The sequence below is a fragment of the Paraprevotella clara YIT 11840 genome, from assembly GCF_000233955.1.
In the GTDB taxonomy this organism is placed as follows: Bacteria; Bacteroidota; Bacteroidia; order Bacteroidales; family Bacteroidaceae; genus Paraprevotella; species Paraprevotella clara.
On sequence record NZ_JH376634.1, the window covers coordinates 1 to 792 of the forward strand.

Annotated in this window: 2 protein-coding genes; one reads left to right on the plus strand and one right to left on the minus strand. The window is 40.7% G+C overall.

Translation table 11 applies throughout. The features are described 5' to 3' along the window. Positions 1-312: type III PLP-dependent enzyme domain-containing protein (locus HMPREF9441_RS15130; protein ID WP_008622694.1), on the minus strand; the 312-nt coding region annotated here is incomplete at its 3' end. A 110-nt stretch (positions 313-422) separates the two neighbouring features. Here HMPREF9441_RS15130 and HMPREF9441_RS15135 point away from each other — a divergent pair. After that, positions 423-792, plus strand: a 370-nt coding sequence (locus HMPREF9441_RS15135) for a M15 family metallopeptidase (protein ID WP_008622695.1), incomplete at its 3' end; no start/stop codon positions are given.

Here is a 792-nt window from a genome sequence, read left to right on the forward strand (position 1 = left end):
CATAGCCTCTTCTATCTCGTCTATAGAAACCCCATTAGGAGTAAAAATAATCTGTTGTGGGGCAAAGCCTGCGCGCAAGCCTAATTGTACTTCCTGAATGGAAACCGTATCGAGTCCTGCTCCTAATTTTTTCATCAGTTTTAACACTGAAATATTAGAAAGCGCCTTCATAGCGTAATTGATACGCAAATGAGGCACGCTGCTAAAAGCAGCTGTAAGTCGCTGATATTGAGAGCTTATTTTATCAGCATCATACACATACACAGGACTTCCGTAGGTATGTGCTATTGATAGTAAATCTTCTATTTTCATCTTATAAATGTGTTACTTAATGAGTTACAGAACTGCAAAGGTAAGATTTTTGCAAAAATAGTACTACAGAAAATAAAAAAATAGTATATTTGCCACAAATTTAGGACGCAATGAAATTAATTATAACATTTTTGTCTGCGCTATTGAGCTTTGTGGTATGGGGGCAGCAATCGGATTTTGTACGTTTGAAAGACCTCTCTGCTGACTTTGTGTACGAGTTAAAATACGCTACGCCCGACAACTTTCTAAAGCAGGCGGTATACGATTGTGGCGAGTGCTACTTGCGCAAAAGTACAGCTGAAGCCTTAGTGAAGGCTAATGAGGCTTTTAAACAGCTAGGATACCGCATTAAGCTGTTTGATTGCTACCGACCGCTCAGCGTTCAAAAGAAAATGTGGAAGATACTGCCCGGCACTCATTATGTAGCCAATCCCGCTAAAGGGTCTAAGCACAACAGAGGAGCGGCGGTAGACCTTACAC